This is a genomic window from Comamonas sp. E6 (assembly GCF_001010305.1).
GTDB classification, from domain to species: Bacteria; Pseudomonadota; Gammaproteobacteria; order Burkholderiales; family Burkholderiaceae_C; genus Comamonas; species Comamonas thiooxydans.
Genome location: NZ_BBXH01000025.1, coordinates 1 through 17,328, shown reverse-complemented (window position 1 = coordinate 17,328; position 17,328 = coordinate 1). Strand labels below are relative to the sequence as shown.

The window sequence follows — 17,328 nt, the reverse complement described above, 5'->3', positions numbered from 1 at the left end:
GACGACGCCTCAGAAGCTGTAGGCCAGGCTCAGAGCCAGGTTGGTGTGGGAGGTTCGGAAGTGCTCCGGCTTTTTGACAGGCGTTGCCACAAAGACTTCATAGGAGAGCTTGCGCCAGGCCCCGCGCAGGCCTATGGCCGCGCCGGTCAATGAATGGCCCAGCAGGTACTTCGCAGAGGGCCCGCTGACATGGCCGGTATCCAGGCCCAAAAAGGCTTCGGCATTGCCCCCAGCGCCCAGGCTCAAGGGGGTGCTGAGTTCGTTGCGCCAGTACCAGCCACGCTCTGCCAGCAAGGTGCTTTCGCCGTCAAAGCCCCGCACGGTGTAACGGCCGCCGATACCGAGGCGGTCTTGCGGCGTCAGCGGCGTCTTGTTCCACTGGCCATGCCAGTTGCTGCTGAATCTGAGTTTGGTGCCGTCCAGCTCGAAGGGCTTGGACAATGCCAGATCGGCAATGAAGAGCTTCATGCGCGAAGTGCCTTCACCAAAGGGCTCCTCTGGCGCGTGCAAGGCCGCAAAAGCACCTGTGCCTCGCTTGTAGGCCAGATTGGCATCCAGGATGGCATTGCCCAGATAGCTGCGCTGGTTCAGGCTCAGCTCAAAACCCGAGGTGCGCCTGCGCTGGACATCGATTTCCACATCGTCGATGAAGTTGTTGGAGGTCCGCTGGAACGCCTTGATGCCAACCGTTGTCTTCGAGGAGGCATTGCGAAACACTACGCGGCTTAGCTTGAAATCCAGGTTGCTGGATTCGCCGCTGTAGGTGTAGTTTTGATAGGCACCGGCCACGCCTTGGTGGTACTTGTTATAGGAGCCGGACAGGGCTGCCAGCCAGTACCCCAAAGGCACGGAATACTGCGCTGCACGGGTCTCAGTGCCACGGTTGCCACCATTGCCGATACCACCGCCGAAGCTGAAATACATCAGATCATTCAGGCCCAGCGGGTTGTCCCAGGACACGGTGCCCGTGCCCTGGATTTTTCCTGTGGATTTGGTGCCGCCATTATCCAAAGCGACGTTAAAGCGCAGCGGGTTTATTTTCTTATAAGTAATCATCAAATCACTTTGGCCGGGCTCGACATCCGGGCCTTCGGCGGGAGTGATTTGAATATCGGCATCTGCCGTTGGAACACGCTTGAGGTTTTCCAAACCTTGCTCAATATCACGCAGTTGCAGCAGCTCTCCTGGTTTGGACGGCAGCGCTGCAATAAGTGAAGTGTCTCCTGTGCTGTCCGGGGTAAACCGGATGGACCTGAGAACGCCGGGAATAAATACAACGGTCAGCACCCCGCTTTGGAGGTTTTGCGGAGCCACCATGACCCGGGAAGTCACGTAGCCATGCTCAAGCACTGCCTGCTGCAGCCGAGCCAGGATGACTTCGACACCCTTCGCCCCAACGCAAGGCCTGGCACTCAGATCAATACCCGCTGCCGCCTTGAGCCACGGCACTTGATCAAGTTTTTCTCCAGTCAATTCAAGGGCGTGCAGCGCAAAGCAGGGAATCTCGCTCGTCGGCATCTCCAGCTCAATTGCCTTGGTCCGCGGCTGCAAGGTATCGGCATTGGGTGCCATGCGCTCACGCAGTTCCCGTTCACGCTCTTGCTGTCGTTGCAACTGCTGCTGTTCAATGGCTGAACCGGACAGCTGCGCCATAGCAGGAGCTGCAAAGCTCAGTACGGCAACAAATAGTGACGTCAATTGAAAACGCTTGCCAGGCGTTGTCTCCCTCACAAAAGACCTATTTATTTCTTGTGTCATTATTTCTCGCATGAAAACAGCCATGTTTATGGCTGATGGCCAGCATACAAAGTTACAACAGCAGCATATTTAATGAATAACAAGTTTTCTGCAGTGAATTACCTCCAAGGCAGTAGAAAGAGATTTCACTGTTTTCCAAGGCCAGTCCATGTGTGAAATTCAATTTTCACTCGTGACTTTTTTAGTTGATTGAGAAGTAGCTTCGCTAACGGCGAATTTTTTATTTCTCCACCGGCTGCCAACCCCCTTGAAGCCAGGGTTCCGGACTAAAGCACTCAGCGGCCTCAATGCCCGCCTGCGCTCACGATGTCATGCAAGCCAATGCACTCTTGAGTAAATTTGAAAAACGGGGTATCAATCGCCCCCATTGATCGAGACAAGCAAAAATATGAAGGCGCTCTCAGCGATCACCGACGAAATATGGAGATGGACCCAAGCAAGCATCAGACGACAGAGAACATGCTAATCAAAGCAGTCGATGGTTTAGATAAGAAAATTCTTATTTTTAGAAACTGAAAACTCAGCAATAGCGTTCATACGCCACGAAAACTGAATGCCAGGTTTGATGCATCCGCGCTTACGTCCTGATCTGCCGACATCTGGGTAATGCAAGCCCGCAATATTGCGGGCTTTTTTGAGCATCAGAAGTCATAGCCCCGCTTGCATTCAATGGCGTGGCATGCAGCCAGGTCATGCAGCAGCACATGATTGACCATGAAGTCACTTTAAGCTTTAGGCTTGAATGCATGACTTCTCAACCCCCACCGCAGAACAAATCCTCTTTACTCATGCTGCGGGTGCCGCCGATGGCGCTGTTCGCTGTGTTTGCCGTGGCAATGTGGCTTCTGCCCGATATCCTGCCGGTCAGATTCACTGCTTCATGGATGGCGGCCCTCATGCTCGCCGCACTGGGCGGAGCGTTCTGCCTCGCCGGTGTTCGGGCATTTCAGCGTGCCCGGACCACGGTGAACCCCATCAACCCGGCAGCATCGACAGCGCTGGTGGTCAACGGGATCTATCGGGTGACACGCAATCCGATGTATCTGGGCTTTGCGCTTTTATTGCTGGCACTCGCCATGTATTTGGGCAAGCTATCAGGATTGCTGCTTGTGCCGCTGTTTATAGCCTACCTTCAGCACTTCCAGATACGACCAGAGGAAAGAGCGCTGCAGGCGAAATTTGGAGCCTTGTTCGTGGCCTATTGTCGGCAGGTACGACGCTGGCTATAGAAGGGTTTGAGCCGGCCTGGGCCACGCCGGCAGGTATTGACTGCGCATCCGGCGCCATGCACCGCTGCCTTGCAAGCAGATAGACAAGCTCAGGCAAGCTCCCCGGCTGTATCGATGTTGGCGCGGCCCAAAACTCCATTCAGGCAGGTCATCCAGAGATTGCAGGGGGCCAATGCTTGCCACGGACAGATCAGCGGAGCACATAGGCCACTTGCCCATCGGACTCTTTGCCCTCGATCACCAGCAAGTGACTTGATCGAGCGGCAGAGGCTTGCTGCAGCGGTTTTTACGTCCAATCGTCTCTGACCTCGTAAATGACCCAGGCCACCAGCAAGACGACCAGTTGCAGACCAATCAGTTGAATCATGAGAGTAGACATCGCCGCTCTCCTTGAGTGCATCGATGCAGTCATGGTCCCACTTCGGATGCTCGCCAGCAAATGAAGACAGCTTGCACTTCGCGGGCTTTAGCAGCTACACATTGGGCTGCTCTATCGGATCGCCCGGCAGCTCTGCAGGCGGCTGATCATTGGGCGGATCAATCGGATCCGGCTTGGGCTCCGGTTCTTTGAGCGGGTTCTTCTGAAGAGTCATGGCGGCCATCTCCTTACAATGATGAAGCCGGTGCCGAACAGATTGGCGAATGGGTCACAGACACAATGGGCAGCAGCCCCATAGATCTCTGACGAGCTGCGGGCAGCATCCGGATGAGGCTCAGGATATCTCGAAGATGTCGCCATCCGACAATGCCGCGCTCTCATGGTAGATGTCATAGAGGTACTGAGGCAGCTCCTCATGAGTGATCTCGGGAGGAACGACCAGATCCACCGGGCCAAGCTTTCCATCGAGTCCCACCGCAAAGCAGCGCCATCCCGAGTTGCTGCGCTCTATGGCCAGGATGTCGCCAAACACATTGAATCGGTACTTTTCCATTTCTGCTCCACTGTTGAGCCTTGCATGCTAGCCGCATCTGCTCGCCAGTCTTGGACAGCCTGTGGCACCTGAATTGCCGAACCTGCGCATCAAGAGCCATCAGCCCGAAGCCTTGTCAGAGCCGATGGAAACGGGGCATCGCGGCTTTTCCTAGCGTTCGCCCCCATCCTGTTTATGCACCAAAGCTGACGTTTTACTTATTGCATAGGGCTTCAAGGTTATTAAAAAGAGTACTGTGGAGCTCGGCGATCAATCTTGATTCGTCATCCAGGACTGGAGGTCTATATGCCAGATAGCCGTATTCCCCCGCCAATCCAGAAGTTCTGGGAAACCACCAAGGAGCTGTTCTCCATGGACAAGGATTTCCCTGCGCCGCCCCAGCTAGACCCGCAAGAGCCCACAGACATGGAAAAAAAGCAGGAGGAAGAGAGACTGCTGCGCATGCGCCACAACTACCGACACTGGTAGCCCTGTCTCTTGAATCCAGCCTTGCGATTGGTTTTCAACCACCTCCACAGGTGGTTTTTTGTTGCCTTGAGATACAAAAGCATGAGCACTTGGACCGGATCAAGCCTAGGCCGCAGAGGAAATGCAGCGATAAGATGAATCGAGAACCGTGAAGCTGGAGACGAGACTCGCAGCAGTATCAAATGGATCACCAAGGAGCCCCATGAAAAACAAAGTTGTGCTCATCACCGGAGGCAGCCGAGGCATTGGCGCAGCCACCGCGCTGCAAGCAGCAGCAGCAGGCTGGGATGTACTGCTCAGCTTCAATACAGACCAGACGGCAGCCGATGCGGTTGTCTCGCAAATCACGGAAATGGGCAGGCACGCCATGGCCATTCAGGCGGATATGGGCTGCGAAGAGCAGATTCGCCGTCTTTTTGCCGTGGCAGATGTACAGTTCGGGCGCCTGGACGCCCTGGTCAACAACGCAGGTATTGTGGACACGGCACAGACGCTGGCCGAGTTCAGTTTGCAGCGCCTTGAGCGAATGTTTCGCATCAACACCATTGGCGCTTTTCTTTGCGCTCGCGAAGCGGTGCATCGCATGAGCACTGCCAATGGCGGCCATGGTGGAGCCATCGTGAATGTGTCCAGCATTGCGGCAAGACTTGGCGCGCCACGCCAGTATGTGGACTACGCGGCATCCAAGGGTGCTGTGGATGTGATGACTCTGGGGCTGGCCAAGGAAGTGGCGGCGGAAGGCATCCGTGTCAACGCTGTCCGTCCCGGTCTCATTGAAACGGATATTCATGCCAGCGGGGGACAGCCGGACCGGGTTCGGCGCCTGGCCGCCGGCGTTCCCATGAAGCGCGGAGGAACGGCTCTGGAGGTTGCCAATGCAATCGTATGGCTCATCTCGGACGAGTCACCATACACCACAGGTAGCCTGATCGAGATTTCGGGCGGAAACCTCTAACCGGGCAGCCGCCCGACCACGGCAAGCCCTCTCGGCGAGCCCTCCGGTAGTCACACCAGGTGACACGGCGTTATCTGTTTCTCAGCCTTCGCTCGACCGCGCCAGTCGAGGCCTGTCATTCAGCGATGGCCGTGACCATGGCCGCCACCCGGGCGATGACCTCCATGCGGTGGACGGTGATTTCCATGCCCTCCGTGGCCTGGGTGCGGTGGGCGGTGCGCGTGATGATGGTGGTAGTACCCAGGCCTATATGCAGGCCGCCCGTAGTAGTACGAGCCGCCATAAGGCTGATAGATGTAGGTATCGCTATACCCGTAGCTGTATCCAGGGCCCACCGCGTAGCATCCCGACAACAGCAAGACGAGGGCAGAGACTCCAAACAGTTTTTTCATGTGCGAAGTTTAGACGGACCGAATTCGCGCGGGTTTTCAATGTGTAAGCCCGGCTTTGTGCAAACAACTGCCGGCATCTTGAGGAATTTTCTTCTGACATACCCCGCAATGTCTGCCAGCTGGCGTAGGCGCGCCGGCTGCATCCGGGGAACGCATGCAAATGGCCAACTGGCCGCTTGACGGCAAGCCGGCCTGCTTTTTCATCTTCTGCCTGGGCGCCGCAGCTATGTGGGATGGCAGCTGCGCCCTCCCCTGATCCCGGCAAAGGCGCCGCGCAATGGGTTCGCCCGACCAGGCATGCATGCCCGGCTGCCGAATTGCGGCACTGCAGCACTTCGTGATGGTTGACGAGTGACGCTGCGCTAATAGCCCCAGCTTTGGCCTCCCGGATAGGTGCGCCCGCCACTCAATCCGGAGCCCGGCCACGGCCACAGGCTGCCTTGATTTTCATGGCCCTCGTTTCCGCGGTCACGAAAGTGATCCCGGTCCCAGTCGTTTTCAAAGTCGATCGGGCGATCTCGCTGTTGAATATCGTTGTTTCTAAGATCCCGATCCGCATTCTTCTCAACCTGATGGGAGCCTGGATCCATTCCTTGCCCATTGACCGGCCTCTGCATCACGCATCCGGTCAATATCAAGGCGAACGCAGTCAGTGCAACTAGCTCTTTCATGGCAGCCCTTTCTACAAGTGGCACTGACAGCCTATTCCTGCCGGTGGATACCCGTGTAAAGCGATGTTCGTCGGCACGACGGCAGGGATGCGCATGGGAGCTTGTGCATCGACCAGCCCGTGCATTCAAGCTGTGACATTCGAGCAGCACAAAGATGCTGCAAGCACTGCTCTCCTGGCTCCTGAAGAGCGCTAGGGAAAGGATTGCACAACTACTCTTTTGCCACGGCAGGCCTGCCGCCAGACCGGGTCACCACAACCAACGAGATACCGCCCAGTATGGCGGCACCAGCCAGAGTCAGCCGCATGGTCCAGGGCTCTCCCAACAGGGAGACAGCACCGATGGCGGCCAGCAAGGGAACGCTCAGCTGTATGGATGCAGCAGCCCCTGCCTTCAGCTGAGGTAGCGCCGCATACCATGCGACGTAGCCCAATCCGGAAGTCAGCATTCCGGAGCACAGCGCATACATCAATCCTGCCGTGCTCCATGAGGTCTGCCCCTGCACCAACACGAGCATCAGCAGCGAAAGCGGCACCGTCCGCAAGAAATTTCCTGCCGTCACGCCGATCGGATCAGTTGCACCCTTGCCGAGCAAGGAATACAGCCCCCAGGCAACCCCTGCCAGGAGCATGAGCAAAGCCGCTCCCAGGGGCGGAGCCGAGAGTCCGGGTCGCAGCAACACCACCAGGCCGCCGAAAGCCAGCACCAATCCGCCCCATTGCCGGGGTGAAAGTGCCTCGCCGCGACAAAGGCCCACGCCCACCATCGTCGCCTGCACCGCGCCGAAAAGCAGCAAGGCACCGACACCGGCCGACAGACTCCCGTAGGCGAAGGAAAACAACGCCGCATAAGCGAACAACAAGCCCGCCGACGTCCAGTTGCCAACACCAGTAGAGGGAGCGCGTTTCAGGCTCACGACCAGCGCCAGCATGGCCGCGCCCGAAGCTAGGCGCACTGCCGTAAAGCTCGCGGCATCAATGGAGTGGGATTGGAGCGCAAGGCGGCACAGCAGCGAGTTGCCGGCAAAGGCCAGCATCGCCAGACCAGTCAACACAGTGGTGTGAAACAAGGGCATCACAACCTCGTAGATAGACCAACCCCGGTATTTTTCCATGTCATCCGTCCGTAACAAAGCAACTGCTGTCTTGATGGAGATAGCCCCGCCTTGCTGCCAGCGCCAGCCCTGTACCGGAGGATCGGAGATTCAGCCCGGCAGGCTGGAAGAACGCGGCTGGCGCAGCAAGCGCCATCAGCTTCACGAGATGTCGAGAAGAGCAAAGCCCCGGTCGCCAAAACAGCAGGCCTGCGGTCCGGATTCAGGATTCAAGCCACACCACGGCCTCTGTGCATCAATTGCACACTTCCAGGCACTTTCTGTGGCTCGGAGAACGAGGGAGGTGAAATTTCCGCGACAGCTACAGTCACCATAATTCCTCAAACTTGACACACATCATGAAAGAGAAAGGGTTGGATGGAGTTCCTAGGCAATCAAAGCGCCCAGCTGAGGATGATGAAAGGCCAGATCATGGCGCAAGAAGCACTTCTCATTGCCCTGATCGAAACGCTGGATGACAACAAAAAAAGCAATCTGCAACACAACTTCAGCCAGCGCGCCGAAGAGATCAAGGCGGAGGTCTTGAACTCGATGGCGACAGATGAGCTCTACGAGCGCCTGCTGGAGCACCTCGACAGATATTCGAAGACCGTCAACTTGCGCCCTTGACTTGTTGCGCAACAAAGACCTGCCCGCCATGACGCGGGCTTTTTCTTTGGCGGCTTGCATGATGCCGGCTGGGTGGATCACGGCGCCAAACCATCTTCCCAGGCCCGATGGCAGCCGACGATTCCAAGGACATGAGTTCAAACGCCGGCATCGCCTGAGTGGACTTGCCGGCTTGCTCACCTTCGAATCCGGGTGAGCGCAGCTACCCGTCATCAGCCCCGCCGACAGCAGGTACTCGAGAAACACATCACGCTTCCCGGTGGTCGGCCGCCCCGGACTTCCAGTATCCCTTCGCGCTCAAGCCGTGCCTGGGCAGCTCTCGCTCTTGAAAGTAATGATGCTTCAGGCTACGGATGGCCGCAGACTCTCCCGCAATCCAGATGTAGCCAGGCCCTGTCGGCAAGGGGCGGTGCAGCAGTGCCTGACACAGGCTCAGGCCGGGTTCCGGCTGGGCATTGATCCATTGGACGCGCAGCTTGGCCAGGCTGTCGATAGGCTGATGCTCACTTGGCGACAGCACTTCCGCATAGACCTTGGCATTGATGTCGGCGGGCAAACGGCTGGCAATGCTCTGGATGCCGGGCAAAGCGGTTGCATCGCCTGCCAGCATGACCCATTGTGTATTGCCGGGGAGCAGGAAACCGCCGCTGCGAGGCCCTGCGATTCCGATGTGTTCGCCAATCAAAGCCCGAGATGCCCACTCAGAGGCCGGACCGGAGCCGGATCCTGTTCCATGCAGAACAAAGTCCAGATCCAGCGTTCCGGCCTTGAAGTCGATACTTCGTATCGTGTACGCACGCCCTTCCCCGGTGGGAAGAAAGACTTTGACCCAGGCGGCTGGTTCATCGACTCCCTGCACTTGAAGAAATGCTGCAATCTCGTCACCGCCCACCGTGATTCGCCGCATATGTGGAGTAATGGAATGAACTGCCTGCACGACTCCCACGGCTCTTGCTGTGCGCGGCTTGTGGTCGATTTCATGCATGGCGCACTCCCTGGGGCAAGAAGGTCAGCAGCCGCACTGCAACCAGCAGGGATGGGGCGACAAAGATGCCGAACCATGCCCGAGACAGCAGGGCCGCCACAGACTTCGCCCCGATGATCGGAAATCCGGTGAACACTGCCTGTGTGACTGGCAGCAGCTTGATTAATGCATTGGCGGCGGGCGGCTGACAGGCCGCTGCTGCCAACGCTTCATGAGAACGAATGAACATCGATCACTCCAAATATGAGCATTTGCTCGATATGTGAAAGAATATGAGCCATTGCTCGCATTGAAAACTCGCGTTCGGACAGACCTATGCCGACCCTGCCACAACCACGACGAATCCCTCGCCAGAACCGCTCACGGGCCTTGGTCGATGCAATTCTTGAAGCCACGGCTCGCGTTTTGAGCGAGCGCGGCTATGCAAGAACCAATACCAATCTGGTTGCCGAACGCGCCGGGGTCAGCGTCGGCTCCGTCTACCAGTACTTTCCCAACAAGGATTCCCTGATCACGGCCCTGCATGAACGGCACGCGGTAGAAATGCACGCAGCCATGGAAACCGTCCTGGCCGGCACCACGTCGCCAGGATTGCTGGAGCGGCTGGCAGCCATCGTGCATGCATGGCTGGCGGCGCATCAGGTTGCTCCCGAGCTGCACCAGGTGCTGGAGAAAGAGTTTCCGTTCTTTGATGCTCCATCGGATCAGAGCGCGGCCGATCAAAGCATTCATTGCCGCATTCGTCAGCTGCTGGAGGAGCATCGGGATGAAGTCATTCAGGAAGACCTGAATCTCGCCACCTGGATTGTGTTGCGGACCATGGAGTCATTGATTCATGCCGCTGTCATTCCTCCCGGAACGCCCCACCCGATCCAGAAGACCGAGCAGGCCATCGTGGAGATGCTGATTGGCTATCTCTGTGGCGGCTCGCGGCGCACCACATGAAGGTTGGGCTTTAGGGACAACCGGCCTCGGCTGGCTTCAGTGCCTGGTACTCGCGGGAGCAGCTAACGCCCTGGCATGAAGGCGACGCTCTTCGATTGCACCATCCCCAAGATCAAAATCGGCGTTTATGCCCGATGAGCAATTTCAGTCGCCTGTATCCCAGCACGATGCCGGTCAGTGCCAGAGCCAACGTACCAATGCTCAGCAAAACGAGGATGGCATCACGCGGCCAGGCGTGGCGCAGCATCCACGGCAGGTCCCAACTGTGCAGGAAATTGAACAGCCACCGTCCTGTACGCTGCCTTTGGTCCAGGCTCAGCACAACATCACCTGAGTAAGGGCTGATGTATACGATGGTGTTTCCCGGATCTTCAAATTGCATCCGGAGCACGGGCAGATCGCGCGCCGCTGCTGAATACATCGAAGCCTCACCCCGACGGTAATAGTAGGCGTCGTACTCGTTCAGCAACGTGGTCGAGCGAATGGCAAAAGGGAACAGCTTCTTCGCGGCCTGTTCTAGTTTTGAACGGTCAAGTTCCCGCTCTACCTGGGGCGCAGCAAGGCTTGCGGACATGATGCGGGTCTCCCCTAGTCCATTGAAGGCCAGCAGATAGGGCTGCCCATCCAGTACTTTCCATTCGACCTCGCGCGTGTCAAACCCCTCGGCACCGAGCAGTGTCAGCGCTTCGTGCGTGGTGAACCTGAAGGGATTGCTTCCTGGACCTGCGTGCTGGTAGGCACGCAGATCGGGACGAGGTCCTTGCGGGCTGAAGATCCCCAGCGGATTCATGGACATCAGGCCGCTGAAGATCCAGCAGATCATCATCACCCCAAATACGAGGCCGGTGATGTGATGCCAGCGCATCTGGACCTCCCGGTACGGCGTCCTGGCTCCGGATTTGTAGCGACCGTGGAAGCGCCATCGCCAGATGCCCACCAAGGCACCGGCAATGGCGGAGACGGTTCCCAATGCCGAGAGCCCGATAACCAGCCAGCTCCACACAGGGTCTTTGGAGCCTTCACGCACCATATACACCCAGTGAAGCCAGGCACCCACGTAGTTCCAGTAGCGTTGATGGCGCGGTACATCCATGACCACCTCGGCAGTGGTCGACGATATGTACAACAGGCTTGATGCGGAATCGTCCATCAGGACCTTGATGAGAGGCCGATGGGGATCGAGCGAGGCGGAGTGTGTCCAGCGGTCGTCTTGCGTGCGACCTTGCAGCACTCCATTGGCTCCGGACAGGAAGGCCTTGGCACTGCGCAAGGCCGCTGCGTCGTCGGGCAACTGCGCAACAACGCCCGTGTCCGCATCAACCACCCGCAGCGTGCCGTCCGCCTCCTTGAGCCGGTAGCTGGGGCGGCCCGCAATAGTGGTGAGCAGAATCTGCTGCACCTTGTCGGCAGACTGGCTTTGCTTCAGAGCTGCCTCAACAGGCAGGTAGCTCTGGCCAGTGCTCAGGGAAGGCAATGCCTGCAGGCGCTCCGTCGGCAACAGTTTGGGGTAGCCGACAAAGAGCATCACCACTCCGCTGAAGAGCCAGAGCGCCATCAGCACGCATGCACCCACCCCGGTCCATCGATGCACCAGAAACACAAGCCGCTTGGCTTGGGCGGAAGTCCACATCGGCGGCGCGCTCAGAAGCGATGGTTCAGTGTCAGCTCAACACGTCGCCCTTCCCCGACGAGCCACTGCGTGTTGGTGTAGTAGGAGGTCGTGAAGTAGTGCTTGTCGAAGATGTTGAAGCCGCGCAGCGTGAACGTGGTGGCCTTGGTTGCCTTCCATTGCAGCGCCAGGTCTGCCGTGGTGTAGGCAGGCAGTTTCAAGGTGTTCGCATTGTCTGCATAGCGCTTGCCCACATGGCGAAGGCCGCCGGACAGCGTCCAGTCAGGCACGACTTTCCAGCTCACCCAAACATTGGCGACACGCTCCGGCACGTCGGTGGGAATATTGCCATTTCGTGAAACAACGATGCCGCCCACGGACTCGCTGAAATCCTCATAGCGAGCCTTGAGCAGCGCAAAGTTGGCATCAATCTGCACTGCCTTGCTGACTTGCATCGACAGGGTGCCCTCGATGCCCTTGGAGGAGCGTTCGCCAACCTGTATGCGCAAAGCGGGGTTTGCTGGGTCTCGCGTCAATAAGTTGTTTTTGGTGATGGAATACGCCGCAAGCGTCCAGTCCCCCTTGCCGTCCCAGAAGGATTGCTTGATACCGACCTCAAACTGTTTGCCGCTCGATACGTCGAAGGCGGAATTAGCCGCCGACAGCATCAGCAGGCCGCTCACCGGATCTGCGGCCTTGGATGCCTGCGCATACAGGGACAGTTGAGGACTTAGCTTGTAGACCGAGCCAAGTCGCCAACCAGTGTTGGAGTAGCTGCGTTTGAAAGCCTGATTGCCCGCCACCAGATCCTGGCGCGATAGGTCCGCATGGTCGAAGCGCGTGCCCGCCACGACAGACCAGCGATCCGTCAGTTCAAGCCGATCTTCCGCAAACAGCGCATATTGCTCGGCCTTGTTTTGATAGCGGGGAATGAAGGGTACGGAGCTGCTGTAGTAGCCCGGGACGGGGTTGTAGGGGTCGACCGAACCGGAGCTGCCGGTGTAAGTGTTATTGGTGTGCTGAAACGATGCGCGGTTCACGTCGAAGCCCACGGAGAGCTGGTTTGGACGTCCGAGCAAGCTGCCATGGAAGCTCACATCCGTGGTGTTGCCTGTCTGCGTCTGGTCGTGACCGATCTCGGTGTTGTCCGAGCGGTCAATCAATCCCGTAGTGGCGTTGTACCGGTACGCTTCGGCATTGCGCCAATAGCGGTCGCTGCCAATGTGATAGAGCTTGCTTCGTACGACGACATTGCTGCCGGGGGCCCACTGAGCAGCCAGTTCGGTCCAGCGATCCTTGAACTGGATGCGGCTGTCGGCAACGTTGTAGTTGCGCTCTCGGAGCGCCGGGTCTTGTACTCCGTTGACCAGCGGTGTACCGAAGTAACGCATCGGCTTTTGCCGGCCCTGTGCGTGCGAGAGTTGCACGTTGAAGTCAGGTGTCACATCCCAGCGCAGAGCGCCGGAGATCGTCCGATTGCTGGAATCGCCACGATCCACCCAGCCATCCGATTGGTCGCCACTGACATCCAGTCGATAGGACCATTGCTCATTGATCGCGCCTGCGCTGCCGAAGGCCAATGCACGTTTGCCTCTGGTCCCCAGCGTGGCCTGGACTTCATTTTGAACAGGTCCGCGCGTGGGCTTTTTGGGGATCACGTTGACCACGCCGCCAATAGCGCCGTCACCGTAGATTACGGATGCGGGTCCGCGCAGCACTTCTATGCGGTCGATAGACCAGGTGTCGAAGGGAAAACTCACGCCGACTCCCCCGTATTGGCGCGTACCGTCGTATAGACGCATGACCGAGGTGGAGTCCGTGAAACCTCGTACCGAGAGCGCGCTGCCACTGTTGCCCGGATGTCCCAGACTGGTGATGCCGGTAGATCGCGTGATTGCGTCAACCAGAGAAGTGTCGCCGCGAGCTTCCAGTTGCTCGCGCGTGGTCACCTCGACACTGGCCGGAGTGTCGCGTGCATTGAGGTCGAGTCGGCTGCCGGTGCCCACTGGACGCTCCAAAGGAGTGTCCCCGGATGAACGTACGGTAACCGTGTCCAGGGTGACGTCCGCTTGCGCCCAACTGGCAGAGCTCGCTACTGCAAGAGGAACGGCCAATGACAGATGGGCCACAGCCAGGGCCACGCTGTTGCGTTGAAAGAAGGCGAGCGAAAGAGAACTCGCGTTGCCATTGGGCATCGCGCCATAAGAGGGATGGGTCATGAACTATCTGCGTGCAAGTGAGATCGGCCGTGCAGGACTGGGCCCGACGGCGATAGGCTGTATCCGCCATCGATTGGCGGCACAGTGGACTTACACGAGCGTTGGCGGCCCTCGCGGGGGCAGAGGTGCCCCCACCAGCGCGGCAATGCGCGCTGAAACTACAGGCTGTAGCGCCAAGCCGAGCGGCTGTGGCTGCTCAAGATGCGGTGATGAATAGCTCGGCGGTGTCGTGATGGTCAGACACAAGGGACAGTCCAACGAATGATGAAGCCCTGGCGCGGCCTGGCCGTCCTCATCAAGCATGATCACCTGCATGCTGCCACTTGAGGTACAGACCACCTCGATGGCTTTTGGATGCACTATGGGCGAAGCCATTGCAATACTCAACGTCAGCATGAACCACGCCAGAACCAGGCGGGTCAGTGACAGGGAGTTACGCAGCGCTTGCATGGTTGCGCATTATGAGGCCTACGACGAAGGCCGAGACTTGTCGATTTCTCGCTACTTCGCGCTATCGAGGAGATGCAGCCGTGTGCGGTCGCGTCCCCGAGAGGGCTTGCAACGGAAAAATCGCAGTTTTGAGCGATGGTGACCGTTGCAAAGCTTCTGCTCCGCCAAGCAGCCGACCGTGCCCGGATCCCGGAGGCAGACATTCATGGGCTGAGCTTTATTTACAGGGCGAGCCGCACTGCCTGAAAGGATGCCGAACTCAGCGCACCTTCTCGGTGCCGGTGACTTCACGGAAGAAATCATCGATTGCGTCGACCATTTGCGACAGACCCGGCTCCTCGATCGGATAGTGCCCCGCGTTCTCCAGCATGATGGTCCGAACCGGTACCTTGCCGATTCGGCCGATTACAGGCTCGCTTAGCTCCAGAGGAGTCCAGCGATCATCGGCTGGCTGCGTCAGCAAGACAGGGCAGACATTGAAGTCAGCTGGTTCGACTTCGGGCACATGCGACATGTAGGAATCAAGGAATGCGATGGACACGGCATTTGCAGCGGAGGTTTTATCGCGCATGAAAACTTTCATGGCCGCATCGCTGTTGCACAGCGCGCTCATTTTTCCTGCCTGGCTCATCGGCATCCTCATCTTTGCCAATGGCGTATTGGCCAACTTGCTCATGAGCGGAGCTCCTACGCGACTGACAATCAGATTTTTCGCTGTCTCGTCCCGCACCCGCCGGTCCCGGTTATCAAGAAACGTCATTCCTGCGATACCCTTGACCTTGCGGTTTCGGGACGCGACGTTATAGGTGAGCATGCCGCCGGCAGAGAGGCCATACAAAACGATGGGGCGACTGTCACGCGCCAGTTCTCTGTCAATCAGGTCGCTACCGCATTGGACCCAATCGTCGTAAGTGACGACGTGACCCTCCCCTACTTCGGTCAAACCGTAGCCAGGCATATCCGCAGCGATGGTTTCGTAACCGCGTTGAGCCAGCGGGCGACCAAGAATCGTCATCATCTGACGACCATTTGTCCCGACTCCGTGCATCAGAATAACCCTTACCGAGGCGTTCGGATTGCGGTACGCATCGATGTGAATTCGATCACTGTGCCAGTCCCAGAAAGACTCGGAGGGCTCCTCGCTCAAGGGGATCCGATAGCGCTCAGGAAGGAAAGACTGGATTTCTCGCCAGATGGGTTGGTCAGCGTACATGCTCATGGAAGTCTCCGTGATCGATACGCGCTGCGGATTGCGTCGCGTTGTTTTCACTTTAGGAGTTGCGATCACTTGGCAGAAGGTTGAATCGGGCCAACTGCTTTATCCTTCAGGCCAATAGTCTGGGGAAGATTCATGCAGTTCTGGGATTTCACGCGCAGTCCGGCAAGTGTTCAGTTGCTGCTCGAAGCAGGAGCAAAGCGCGGTCTGAGAGCGCGGGATCTGCTCCAGGGCTCCGGTTTGACCCAGGAACGGCTGGCTGACGCAGAGATCAGCATCGATCCAGCACAAGAAGTAGCCGTCATTCGAAACCTGCTCACTCTCATCCCGGACGAGCCAGGCCTGGGACTGCTTGTCGGCATGCGCTACCACGCTACGGCCTATGGAATTCTTGGCCTTGGAATGCTTAGTGCTGCAAGCGGTCTGGACGCCCTCCTGCTTGCGCACCGTTTCCTCTCCCTGACCTTTGCACTCGCTATGCTGGAGCATGAGCGCTCAGACGGGATGCATCGGCTGAAATTCGTTGCATCGCCTGCGCTTGAGCCAGCATTGCGCGAGTTTGCAGTGCAACGCGCCGTAGGCGCGACCTGCCGTCTAATGCTGGATGTCCTGGGGGCAGACACGCAACTGGAAGCTCTCAGTCTCAGCATGAAACGGTCGCCGCATATGCCGTACGCAATCGGCGGCGTACGGATCGAGTGGGGATCGCAAAGCAACGAACTACGCGTAACACAGGCAACTATGGCTCAAGCCCTGCCTCAAGCCAGTGCGGCAACGTATGCCATGTGTGTCCGCATGTGCGAAGACCTCATGACCAAACGTCGCACATCGCTTTCGACTGGAACGCTACTTCGAGAAATGCTGGCGGCACAACCTGATGGATCGTCGGCAAACCTGCAGCAAGTTGCCGGCTGGCTTCACGTAAGCGAGAGATCGCTCAAACGCAGGCTTCATGACGAAGGACTCTCGTTTCGGAAACTACACGAAGAGGTTCGCAGAGCACGAGCCGACAAGCTGCTGATTGGCTCCGAGCTATCCGTTGCAGAAATTGCCGCGAGGCTTGGCTACAGTGATGTATCCGCGTTCTCGCAAGCATATAAACGATGGACGGGTTTTTCCCCCACGAATGCAACCGAGCAAATGCGCGGCCAAGAAATCTCAAGTAGCAAGCATTGATAGCGCGCATGAATGCCGACGCAGAGACCATGCGCTTTTTTCCCGCCACACTTTCGGTGGAGCAGAGCAATGCCATGGCGCAATACTGTCGCGAACTCATCAAGCAGCAAGGTTGGGGAGTTTGGGCAGTGGAAGAAAAAGCTACCGCAACATTCATTGGACTCACCGGCTTGATGCGCTGAACATCTCAGCGGGGGTACGGAAGCCAAGCGTCTCCCGCTCCTTTAGGCCTCGTGGAGCAATCAGTTGCCGCCCTGATAGGACGAATGTCGCCATCATCAAGCCGATAAGAGCCTGTAGAAAGGCCAGCCACTTCCTATTTCCGCGACAACGCGGGTGCGTGCGTACAAGAGCAATGCAGTGATTAGCTGCTTCAAATCGCGATGCTTGCGACGCACTCTCAGCGATGTGCATCTTTAGCAGCCCATTCTGAAAATGCCTGCCCGAGGTCCGATTTATGCAGAGTATTTAATTTGGACAGGCATTCTGGCGAGGCGTCGATAAAAGATCTTGTCGCCAAGAATGGGCCACCAATCGTATAGAAACATCTCCATAGGACGCCACAGAGCCACCCATCCGCCAATCTCCAGGCTGTGGCTG

The 17,328-nt window shown here is 57.8% G+C and carries 18 protein-coding genes; 7 read left to right on the top strand and 11 right to left on the bottom strand.

Annotated features, from left to right (window positions below; all coding sequences use genetic code 11):
* Positions 1-9: 9 nt before the first annotated feature.
* Entirely contained in the window at positions 10-1,653 is a 1,644-nt protein-coding gene (locus CSE6_RS20620; RefSeq protein ID WP_370545720.1) for a ShlB/FhaC/HecB family hemolysin secretion/activation protein, read from the bottom strand.
* Positions 1,654-2,450: 797 nt separating this feature from the next.
* Between CSE6_RS20620 and CSE6_RS20615 the strand changes: the two genes are divergently transcribed.
* On the top strand, positions 2,451-2,987 hold the full coding sequence (locus CSE6_RS20615) for an isoprenylcysteine carboxylmethyltransferase family protein (protein WP_083994773.1): 537 nt from the start codon (positions 2,451-2,453) through the stop codon (positions 2,985-2,987).
* A gap of 713 nt (positions 2,988-3,700) precedes the next feature.
* Here CSE6_RS20615 and CSE6_RS20610 read toward each other — a convergent pair.
* Positions 3,701-3,919, bottom strand: a complete 219-nt coding sequence (locus tag CSE6_RS20610) for a hypothetical protein (protein ID WP_003064031.1) — start codon at positions 3,917-3,919, stop codon at positions 3,701-3,703.
* A gap of 285 nt (positions 3,920-4,204) precedes the next feature.
* On the opposite strand from CSE6_RS20610, the gene CSE6_RS20605 reads away from it, so the two are divergent.
* The gene (locus CSE6_RS20605; protein ID WP_012838487.1) at positions 4,205-4,387 is read left to right on the top strand and encodes a hypothetical protein; all 183 of its coding nucleotides are present in this window, start codon (positions 4,205-4,207) and stop codon (positions 4,385-4,387) included.
* Between the two features lie 202 nt (positions 4,388-4,589).
* Positions 4,590-5,342: an SDR family oxidoreductase gene (locus CSE6_RS20600; protein WP_012838488.1), complete on the top strand. Its 753-nt coding sequence runs from the start codon at positions 4,590-4,592 to the stop codon at positions 5,340-5,342.
* 115 nt (positions 5,343-5,457) lie between these two features.
* Here the strand turns inward: CSE6_RS20600 and CSE6_RS26190 are convergent, their stop codons facing one another.
* From CSE6_RS26190 to CSE6_RS20590, 3 genes are all read right to left on the bottom strand, one after another.
* The gene (locus CSE6_RS26190) at positions 5,458-5,625 is read right to left on the bottom strand and encodes a hypothetical protein (protein WP_165570883.1); all 168 of its coding nucleotides are present in this window, start codon (positions 5,623-5,625) and stop codon (positions 5,458-5,460) included.
* A 471-nt stretch (positions 5,626-6,096) separates the two neighbouring features.
* Positions 6,097-6,405: a hypothetical protein gene (locus CSE6_RS26185; RefSeq protein ID WP_156160288.1), complete on the bottom strand. Its 309-nt coding sequence runs from the start codon at positions 6,403-6,405 to the stop codon at positions 6,097-6,099.
* A gap of 211 nt (positions 6,406-6,616) precedes the next feature.
* Positions 6,617-7,480 carry a DMT family transporter gene (locus tag CSE6_RS20590; RefSeq protein WP_059441332.1) on the bottom strand — a complete coding sequence of 288 codons (864 nt, stop codon included), beginning with the start codon at positions 7,478-7,480 and terminating at the stop codon, positions 6,617-6,619.
* Positions 7,481-7,876: 396 nt separating this feature from the next.
* Here CSE6_RS20590 and CSE6_RS20585 point away from each other — a divergent pair, with 396 nt between their 5' ends.
* Complete coding sequence (locus CSE6_RS20585) at positions 7,877-8,128, top strand: hypothetical protein (RefSeq protein WP_034359117.1); 252 nt, start codon at positions 7,877-7,879, stop codon at positions 8,126-8,128.
* Between the two features lie 247 nt (positions 8,129-8,375).
* Here the strand turns inward: CSE6_RS20585 and CSE6_RS20580 are convergent, their stop codons facing one another.
* Positions 8,376-9,113, bottom strand: a complete 738-nt coding sequence (locus tag CSE6_RS20580) for a siderophore-interacting protein (RefSeq protein WP_034359119.1) — start codon at positions 9,111-9,113, stop codon at positions 8,376-8,378.
* Entirely contained in the window at positions 9,106-9,342 is a 237-nt protein-coding gene (locus CSE6_RS20575; protein WP_059441331.1) for a hypothetical protein, read from the bottom strand. Before CSE6_RS20575 ends, CSE6_RS20580 begins: the two co-directional genes overlap by 8 nt.
* A gap of 86 nt (positions 9,343-9,428) precedes the next feature.
* Between CSE6_RS20575 and CSE6_RS20570 the strand changes: the two genes are divergently transcribed.
* Positions 9,429-10,058, top strand: coding sequence for a TetR/AcrR family transcriptional regulator (locus CSE6_RS20570; RefSeq protein ID WP_193751151.1), 630 nt, complete (start codon positions 9,429-9,431; stop codon positions 10,056-10,058).
* Between the two features lie 112 nt (positions 10,059-10,170).
* On the opposite strand, the gene CSE6_RS20565 is transcribed toward CSE6_RS20570, so the two are convergent.
* The 4 genes from CSE6_RS20565 to CSE6_RS20550 all read right to left on the bottom strand — a co-directional run bounded on the left by CSE6_RS20565 (position 10,171) and on the right by CSE6_RS20550 (position 15,555).
* Positions 10,171-11,688: a PepSY domain-containing protein gene (locus tag CSE6_RS20565; RefSeq protein ID WP_059441329.1), complete on the bottom strand. Its 1,518-nt coding sequence runs from the start codon at positions 11,686-11,688 to the stop codon at positions 10,171-10,173.
* An 11-nt stretch (positions 11,689-11,699) separates the two neighbouring features.
* Complete coding sequence (locus CSE6_RS20560) at positions 11,700-13,886, bottom strand: TonB-dependent siderophore receptor (RefSeq protein WP_059441328.1); 2,187 nt, start codon at positions 13,884-13,886, stop codon at positions 11,700-11,702.
* A gap of 90 nt (positions 13,887-13,976) precedes the next feature.
* Positions 13,977-14,336 carry a DUF2946 family protein gene (locus CSE6_RS20555; protein ID WP_034398669.1) on the bottom strand — a complete coding sequence of 120 codons (360 nt, stop codon included), beginning with the start codon at positions 14,334-14,336 and terminating at the stop codon, positions 13,977-13,979.
* A 259-nt stretch (positions 14,337-14,595) separates the two neighbouring features.
* Positions 14,596-15,555: an alpha/beta hydrolase gene (locus CSE6_RS20550; protein WP_080746862.1), complete on the bottom strand. Its 960-nt coding sequence runs from the start codon at positions 15,553-15,555 to the stop codon at positions 14,596-14,598.
* 132 nt (positions 15,556-15,687) lie between these two features.
* Here CSE6_RS20550 and CSE6_RS20545 point away from each other — a divergent pair, with 132 nt between their 5' ends.
* Positions 15,688-16,728 (top strand): AraC family transcriptional regulator, encoded by a 1,041-nt coding sequence (locus CSE6_RS20545; RefSeq protein WP_059441326.1) that lies wholly within the window; start codon positions 15,688-15,690, stop codon positions 16,726-16,728.
* 8 nt (positions 16,729-16,736) lie between these two features.
* A complete protein-coding gene (locus tag CSE6_RS20540) occupies positions 16,737-16,910 on the top strand; it encodes a GNAT family N-acetyltransferase (RefSeq protein ID WP_152668609.1) in 174 nt (57 codons plus the stop codon).
* The last annotated feature ends 418 nt before the right edge of the window (positions 16,911-17,328 follow it).

Excerpts from the sequence above, each read along its gene's own strand:
- CSE6_RS20620 (WP_370545720.1), bottom strand. The coding sequence starts at position 1,653 with ATGGCGCAGCTGTCCGGTTCAGCCATTGAACAGCAGCAGTTGCAACGA.
- CSE6_RS20615 (WP_083994773.1), top strand. The coding sequence starts at position 2,451 with ATGCAGCAGCACATGATTGACCATGAAGTCACTTTAAGCTTTAGGCTT.
- CSE6_RS20610 (WP_003064031.1), bottom strand. The coding sequence starts at position 3,919 with ATGGAAAAGTACCGATTCAATGTGTTTGGCGACATCCTGGCCATAGAG.
- CSE6_RS20605 (WP_012838487.1), top strand. The coding sequence starts at position 4,205 with ATGCCAGATAGCCGTATTCCCCCGCCAATCCAGAAGTTCTGGGAAACC.
- CSE6_RS20600 (WP_012838488.1), top strand. The coding sequence starts at position 4,590 with ATGAAAAACAAAGTTGTGCTCATCACCGGAGGCAGCCGAGGCATTGGC.
- CSE6_RS26190 (WP_165570883.1), bottom strand. The coding sequence starts at position 5,625 with ATGGCGGCTCGTACTACTACGGGCGGCCTGCATATAGGCCTGGGTACT.
- CSE6_RS26185 (WP_156160288.1), bottom strand. The coding sequence starts at position 6,405 with ATGAAAGAGCTAGTTGCACTGACTGCGTTCGCCTTGATATTGACCGGA.
- CSE6_RS20590 (WP_059441332.1), bottom strand. The coding sequence starts at position 7,480 with ATGCCCTTGTTTCACACCACTGTGTTGACTGGTCTGGCGATGCTGGCC.
- CSE6_RS20585 (WP_034359117.1), top strand. The coding sequence starts at position 7,877 with ATGGAGTTCCTAGGCAATCAAAGCGCCCAGCTGAGGATGATGAAAGGC.
- CSE6_RS20580 (WP_034359119.1), bottom strand. The coding sequence starts at position 9,113 with ATGCATGAAATCGACCACAAGCCGCGCACAGCAAGAGCCGTGGGAGTC.
- CSE6_RS20575 (WP_059441331.1), bottom strand. The coding sequence starts at position 9,342 with ATGTTCATTCGTTCTCATGAAGCGTTGGCAGCAGCGGCCTGTCAGCCG.
- CSE6_RS20570 (WP_193751151.1), top strand. The coding sequence starts at position 9,429 with ATGCCGACCCTGCCACAACCACGACGAATCCCTCGCCAGAACCGCTCA.
- CSE6_RS20565 (WP_059441329.1), bottom strand. The coding sequence starts at position 11,688 with ATGTGGACTTCCGCCCAAGCCAAGCGGCTTGTGTTTCTGGTGCATCGA.
- CSE6_RS20560 (WP_059441328.1), bottom strand. The coding sequence starts at position 13,886 with ATGACCCATCCCTCTTATGGCGCGATGCCCAATGGCAACGCGAGTTCT.
- CSE6_RS20555 (WP_034398669.1), bottom strand. The coding sequence starts at position 14,336 with ATGCAAGCGCTGCGTAACTCCCTGTCACTGACCCGCCTGGTTCTGGCG.
- CSE6_RS20550 (WP_080746862.1), bottom strand. The coding sequence starts at position 15,555 with ATGAGCATGTACGCTGACCAACCCATCTGGCGAGAAATCCAGTCTTTC.
- CSE6_RS20545 (WP_059441326.1), top strand. The coding sequence starts at position 15,688 with ATGCAGTTCTGGGATTTCACGCGCAGTCCGGCAAGTGTTCAGTTGCTG.
- CSE6_RS20540 (WP_152668609.1), top strand. The coding sequence starts at position 16,737 with ATGAATGCCGACGCAGAGACCATGCGCTTTTTTCCCGCCACACTTTCG.